Annotated in this window: 6 protein-coding genes; all 6 read right to left on the bottom strand. The window is 58.2% G+C overall.

Translation table 11 applies throughout. The annotated features are described in order from the left end of the window. On the bottom strand, window positions 1–397 hold a 397-nt coding region (locus tag Q0063_RS14255), incomplete at its 3' end, for a GTP-binding protein (protein WP_297872624.1). A gap of 173 nt (window positions 398–570) precedes the next feature. Further along, window positions 571–2,676 carry an elongation factor G gene (gene fusA / locus Q0063_RS14250; RefSeq protein WP_297872623.1) on the bottom strand — a complete coding sequence of 702 codons (2,106 nt, stop codon included), beginning with the start codon at window positions 2,674–2,676 and terminating at the stop codon, window positions 571–573. Window positions 2,677–2,693: 17 nt separating this feature from the next. Beyond that, the gene (rpsG, locus tag Q0063_RS14245) at window positions 2,694–3,164 is read right to left on the bottom strand and encodes a 30S ribosomal protein S7 (protein WP_297872622.1); all 471 of its coding nucleotides are present in this window, start codon (window positions 3,162–3,164) and stop codon (window positions 2,694–2,696) included. A 155-nt stretch (window positions 3,165–3,319) separates the two neighbouring features. Further along, window positions 3,320–3,736 carry a 30S ribosomal protein S12 gene (gene rpsL / locus Q0063_RS14240; RefSeq protein ID WP_297872621.1) on the bottom strand — a complete coding sequence of 139 codons (417 nt, stop codon included), beginning with the start codon at window positions 3,734–3,736 and terminating at the stop codon, window positions 3,320–3,322. A gap of 143 nt (window positions 3,737–3,879) precedes the next feature. After that, complete coding sequence (locus tag Q0063_RS14235) at window positions 3,880–4,137, bottom strand: ribosomal L7Ae/L30e/S12e/Gadd45 family protein (RefSeq protein ID WP_297872620.1); 258 nt, start codon at window positions 4,135–4,137, stop codon at window positions 3,880–3,882. Between the two features lie 251 nt (window positions 4,138–4,388). Continuing rightward, entirely contained in the window at window positions 4,389–5,231 is an 843-nt protein-coding gene (locus Q0063_RS14230; protein WP_297872619.1) for a TraX family protein, read from the bottom strand. Window positions 5,232–5,490 lie beyond the last annotated feature (259 nt).

Genomic DNA, 5,490 nt, shown 5'->3' with positions numbered 1-5,490 from the left:
CCACGATGGCGGGCACGCCCACCTGACGGGCCAGCAGGATGTGCTCCTTGGTCTGGGCCATGGGGCCGTCGGTGGCGGCGATGACCAGGATCGCGCCGTCCATCTGGGCAGCGCCGGTGATCATGTTCTTGATATAGTCGGCGTGGCCCGGGCAGTCCACATGGGCATAGTGACGCTTTTCGGTCTCATATTCCACGTGGGCGGTATTGATCGTGATACCGCGGGCCTTCTCCTCGGGAGCCTTGTCGATGCTGTCATAAGCCTCGAACTGGGCCTTGCCCTGAAGGGACAGCCACTTGGTGATGGCGGCGGTCAGAGTGGTCTTGCCGTGGTCAACGTGGCCGATGGTGCCGATGTTGACATGGGGTTTGGTGCGTTCAAATTTTTGCTTGGCCATTTGAAAATCCTCCTACTTCATTTCAAAATCCAATTGCGGCAGGTCGAATCAATTCGGTACTGCCTATTTTACAGCATTCCGCCTGGAAAATCAATCCCTTTTTCCCGTTTTCAGTCAAAAGGTCAAAAACGATTCTCCAATCAGTTCTTTTCCGGCGGAGGCAGGGCGGAAACTCAGTTTTGACCCTTGGCCCGCGTCTCCACAATCTTTTCCGCGATGCTCTTGGGAATTTCCTCGTAGCTGTGGGGCTCCATGGTGTACTGGCCCCGGCCCTGGGTGCTGGAGCGCAGATCGGTGGCATAACCGAACATGCTGGCCAGAGGCACCAGCGCGTCCACCTGCTGTGCGCCGGGACGGGCCTCCTGGCCCTGGATCTGGCCGCGCCGGGCAGTCAGATCGCCAATCACGGTGCCCAGATACTCGTCGGGGACGATGACGGAAACCTTCATGATGGGCTCCAGCAGCGTGGCTCCCGCCTTGCGGCAGGCCTCCTTGAAGGCCATGGAGCCGGCAATCTTAAAGGCCATTTCAGAGGAGTCAACCTCGTGATAAGAGCCGTCATACAGGGTGACCTTCACGTCCACCACGGGGAACCCGGCCATGACGCCGGCGTTCATGGCGCCCTGGATACCGGCGTCCACCGCAGGGATATACTCCTTGGGAATGGCGCCGCCCACAACCGCGTTGATGAACTCATAGCCCTTGCCGGACTCGTTGGGCTCCACACGGATCTTGACGTGGCCATACTGGCCCTTGCCGCCGGACTGGCGGGCATATTTGGTATCCTGCTCCACGGACTTCTTGATGGTCTCCTTGTAGGCCACCTGGGGTGCGCCTACGTTGGCCTCCACCTTGTACTCACGGAGCAGACGGTCCACGACGATCTCCAGATGGAGTTCGCCCATGCCGGCGATGATGGTCTGACCCGTCTCCTCGTCGGTGTAGGTCTTGAAGGTGGGGTCCTCCTCCGCCAGCTTAATCAGGCCGATGGTCATCTTCTCCTGACCGGCCTTGGTCTTGGGCTCGATGGCAACCCGGATAACGGGCTCGGGGAACTCCATGGACTCCAGAATGACGGGGTGCTTTTCATCGCAGAGGGTGTCGCCGGTGGTGGAGTTTTTCAGGCCGATGACTGCGGCGATGTCGCCTGCGTACACGGTCTCAATATCCTCCCGGTGATTGGCGTGCATCTGGAGGATGCGGCCAATGCGCTCCTTCTGCTTTTTCGTGGAGTTGAGCACCTGGGTGCCGGTGTTCAGCGTGCCGGAATAGACACGGATGAAGGACAGGCGGCCCACGTAAGGATCCGTGGCAATCTTGAATGCCAGGGCAGAGAAGGGCTCGTCGTCAGAAGAGGGACGCTCCTCTTCTTCCTCAGTGCTGGGGTTGACGCCCTTGATGGCGGGAACATCGGTGGGGGAAGGCATATAGTCCACGATGGCGTCCAGCATCTTCTGCACACCCTTGTTTTTATAGGATGTGCCGCAGGTGACGGGGACCATCTCGTTGGCGATGGTGGCCTTGCGGATAGCGGCCCGGATCTTATCCTGAGGAACCTCCTGGCCGTCCAGATACATCTCAGCGATCTCATCGTCAAACATGGACACGGCATCCATCAGCTTCTCATGGTATTCGTTGGCAAGGTCCACCATGTCGGCGGGAATCTCCTCCACCCGCATGTCCTTGCCCAGGTCATCATAGTAGATGTCCGCGTCCATCTCCACCAGGTCAATGATACCCTTAAAGGCTTCCTCGCTGCCGATGGGAAGCTGGATGGCCACGGCATTGCACTTCAGGCGGTCCTCAATCATGTGGAGAACGTTGTAGAAATCCGCGCCCATGATGTCCATTTTGTTGACATAGATCATCCGGGGGACCTTGTAGTTATCCGCCTGACGCCAAACGGTCTCGGACTGGGGCTCCACTCCGCCCTTGGCGCAGAGAACGGTGACAGACCCGTCCAGAACACGCAGAGAGCGCTCCACCTCCACGGTGAAGTCCACGTGTCCCGGGGTGTCGATGATATTGATACGGGTGGGCTTGAACTGGTTCTTGGAACCAGACCAGTAGCAGGTGGTGGCGGCGGACGTAATCGTGATGCCGCGCTCCTGTTCCTGGGCCATCCAGTCCATGGTGGCGGTGCCGTCATGGGTTTCACCGATTTTATAGTTCACGCCGGTATAGAACAAGATCCGCTCTGTCGTGGTGGTCTTGCCCGCGTCGATGTGAGCCATAATGCCGATGTTCCTGGTGTTTTCAAGCGATGTTTTTCTCGGCATACCTGTTTTCTCCTAACTTACCAGCGGAAGTGCGCAAAGGCCTTGTTTGCCTCGGCCTGCTTGTGCACATCTTCACGCTTTTTCACAGCCGCGCCGGTGCTGTTGGCGGCGTCCATAATCTCGCCGGCCAGCCGCTCGGCCATGGTGCGCTCGCCCCGGGCGCGGGAATAGGCGGTCAGCCACCGCAGACCCAGCGTGGTGCGCCGGGCGGGCCGGACCTCCATGGGGACCTGGTAGTTGGCGCCGCCCACACGGCGGGCCTTGACCTCCAGCGTGGGCATGATGTTGTCCATCGCCTGGGTGAACACTTCAACGGGGTCCTTTCCGGTCTTTTCCTTGATCTGGTCAAAGGCGCCGTAGACCACCTTCTGCGCCACGCCCTTCTTGCCGTCCAGCATCACATTGTTGATGAGACGGGTCACCAGCACGGAGCCGTACATAGGGTCGGGCAGAATTTCTCTCTTGGGAACATTACCTCTTCTGGGCACTATGCTTCCCTCCTTCATAATAATTCTATGATCTCATAGGTACTCAAAAGGCTTTCGATCAACGAAAAAGCCTTCCGTGAATGCCTCTGCCGAAGGGCCATGCCCCGCATTTATATAAATGCCTGTTCGGCAAAGTGATTCGTTAAGGGTGGTCCTTACTTGGACTTGGGCCGCTTCGCGCCGTACTTGGAACGGCTCTGCATCCGGCCGGAGACGCCCTGAGTATCCAGAGTGCCGCGGATGATGTGATAGCGGACGCCGGGGAGGTCCTTGACACGGCCGCCGCGGATCATGACAACGGAGTGCTCCTGGAGGGAGTGGCCCACGCCGGGAATATAGGCGGTGACCTCATAGCCGTTGGTCAGACGCACACGGGCGATCTTGCGGAGGGCGGAGTTGGGCTTCTTGGGGGTGGCGGTTCTCACGGCGGTGCAGACGCCTCTCTTCTGGGGAGAAGGCTGATTGGTCGTCCGGGTCTTCAGGGTGTTCAGACCGAACTGCAGAGCGGGAGAGGTGGACTTGTAGGTAGCCTGTTCTCTGCCTTTGCGGACCAGCTGGTTAAAAGTAGGCATTGAATTTCTCCTTTCTTTCATATTTTTTGCAGGTATATTTATTTTTTACGGAAAGTCGGAAGACTATTCCGAAAAAACCTCTTTGGGGGCCGGTTTTTCTGCCTCCGCCCCGAAAAAACGGACCGGAAAGGGCCCTGCCGCTTTTAAACGGCGGCAGCCGCCGCCGCGCCCACGGAGATGCCGCAGGTTCTGCCCAGCTGCGCCATGGTGCAGCCGCTCTCCACGGGAACGCCCGCCGCCGCGCAGTCCGCGGCGATGGATTCCGTCATGGCGGGATCGGCGTCCCGAGCCAGAAACACCCGGCGGGCCCGTCCCTCCCGAAGGGCCTTGCGGGTCTGCTTCACGCCGACCACCCGCGGTCCCTGGGAAAGCTCTGTCAGCATTCCCGTCTCGAAAGGCACAGACACCCCTCCTGAACAGTGTGCTTTGAAACGCGCCGGCCTTCGGGTCCGTTCGTTTTCCAAAACGCATGGCAAATTTCGCGGATTCGCCCGCGCAAGTAGGAATTATAGCATGAAGCCCCCCCACCGTCAAGTGTTTTTTGGAAAAAGATTGCTTTTTTTGCTTTTTTCCGCCTCTCCGCTCCCACAGGGGCAAACGCCCGCCCCCCAGGGACAAAAACCCCTCTTCTCCCCTGCCCGGGCGGCCCTCTCTACACCAGCGGAGGCCGCAGGAAGCCAATCAGTGCCAGCAGTGCGAAGTGGGCAGGGTAAAAGGCGTAGCAGAACCACTGGAAGCCCTTCCCCGCTTTCCCCTTTTCCCCGTTGTCCGTCAGGGCAACCAGCATCCCGAAGTAGTTCCCCAGCACATTCAGCAGGCAGTTTCTCCATGCTCCGGTAAACAGATCGGTCCCGATGCTCTCCGCGACCCATTGAATCAGGCCAATCCGGGAGAGCATGACCGCGGGAACGTACAGCAGGGCCCTCTGCCGGCGGGGGCAGCTGCGGGTGATATAATAGACAAAAATCAAAATGATATACCCCCGTCCGCCTTCCATTGAACACAGGTTCCCAAACCAGGATGCCGCCGCAACAAGGATGGGACTGAAAAGAATCAGCTTTCGGTTCCGGCGTTTCAGCTCCTCGTGAAGGACCAGGACAAGCAGGCCCAGGGCCAGAGTGAACAGGATGTTCAATCCGGCCTCCCGCCAGTCCCCTTCCACGCCCATCACATGCAGCTCCGCCAGGTCGAAGAGCGTATAGGGAACCTGGGCGATGACCGCTGTCAGGAGGATGCGGCCCAGATAGCGCCGGACATCGGAGGTATGGACAAAGCCCAGCGTGATGCAGTAGAGGAAAACCGGCGCTGCCAGACGGCCGATATACATTATATATGTAATGCAGTCATCCAGCAGCCAGTCGGCCAGACCCCCGTACCCCCTGCTCCACAGGAAGTCCGCCAGGGGGCCGAGCATCTGATACAGGGGAAAAATGCGGACTACATGGTCGAAGACCATGCAGCACATGGCGAAGATTTTCAGCTGTTTGTAATTCATGGCAAAACGCCCTCCTCATACGCGGCGGACAGCCGCTTTTGAGGAGAGTATACAGGGTATTTCTTACAAACAACTCGACAAAATTCTTAAGGTTTTCTTAATCTTCCGCCTCTTCCGGAAAGCTCCCGAAAAGCTTCCGAAAACGAGGCAGAACAGAGACCGCCCCCTCCTCCTGATAAAATACATGAACGGACACGCCCCGGCGGCCACGGAAATCAATTTTGCAAAATTGGATTCAAAGAGATAAAATAGGAAATAT

The organism is uncultured Oscillibacter sp., from assembly GCF_947654275.1.
Classification (GTDB): domain Bacteria; phylum Bacillota; class Clostridia; order Oscillospirales; family Oscillospiraceae; genus Oscillibacter.
Note: the sequence above shows the minus strand (reverse complement) of the source record. Positions and strands in the feature narration are given on the sequence as shown.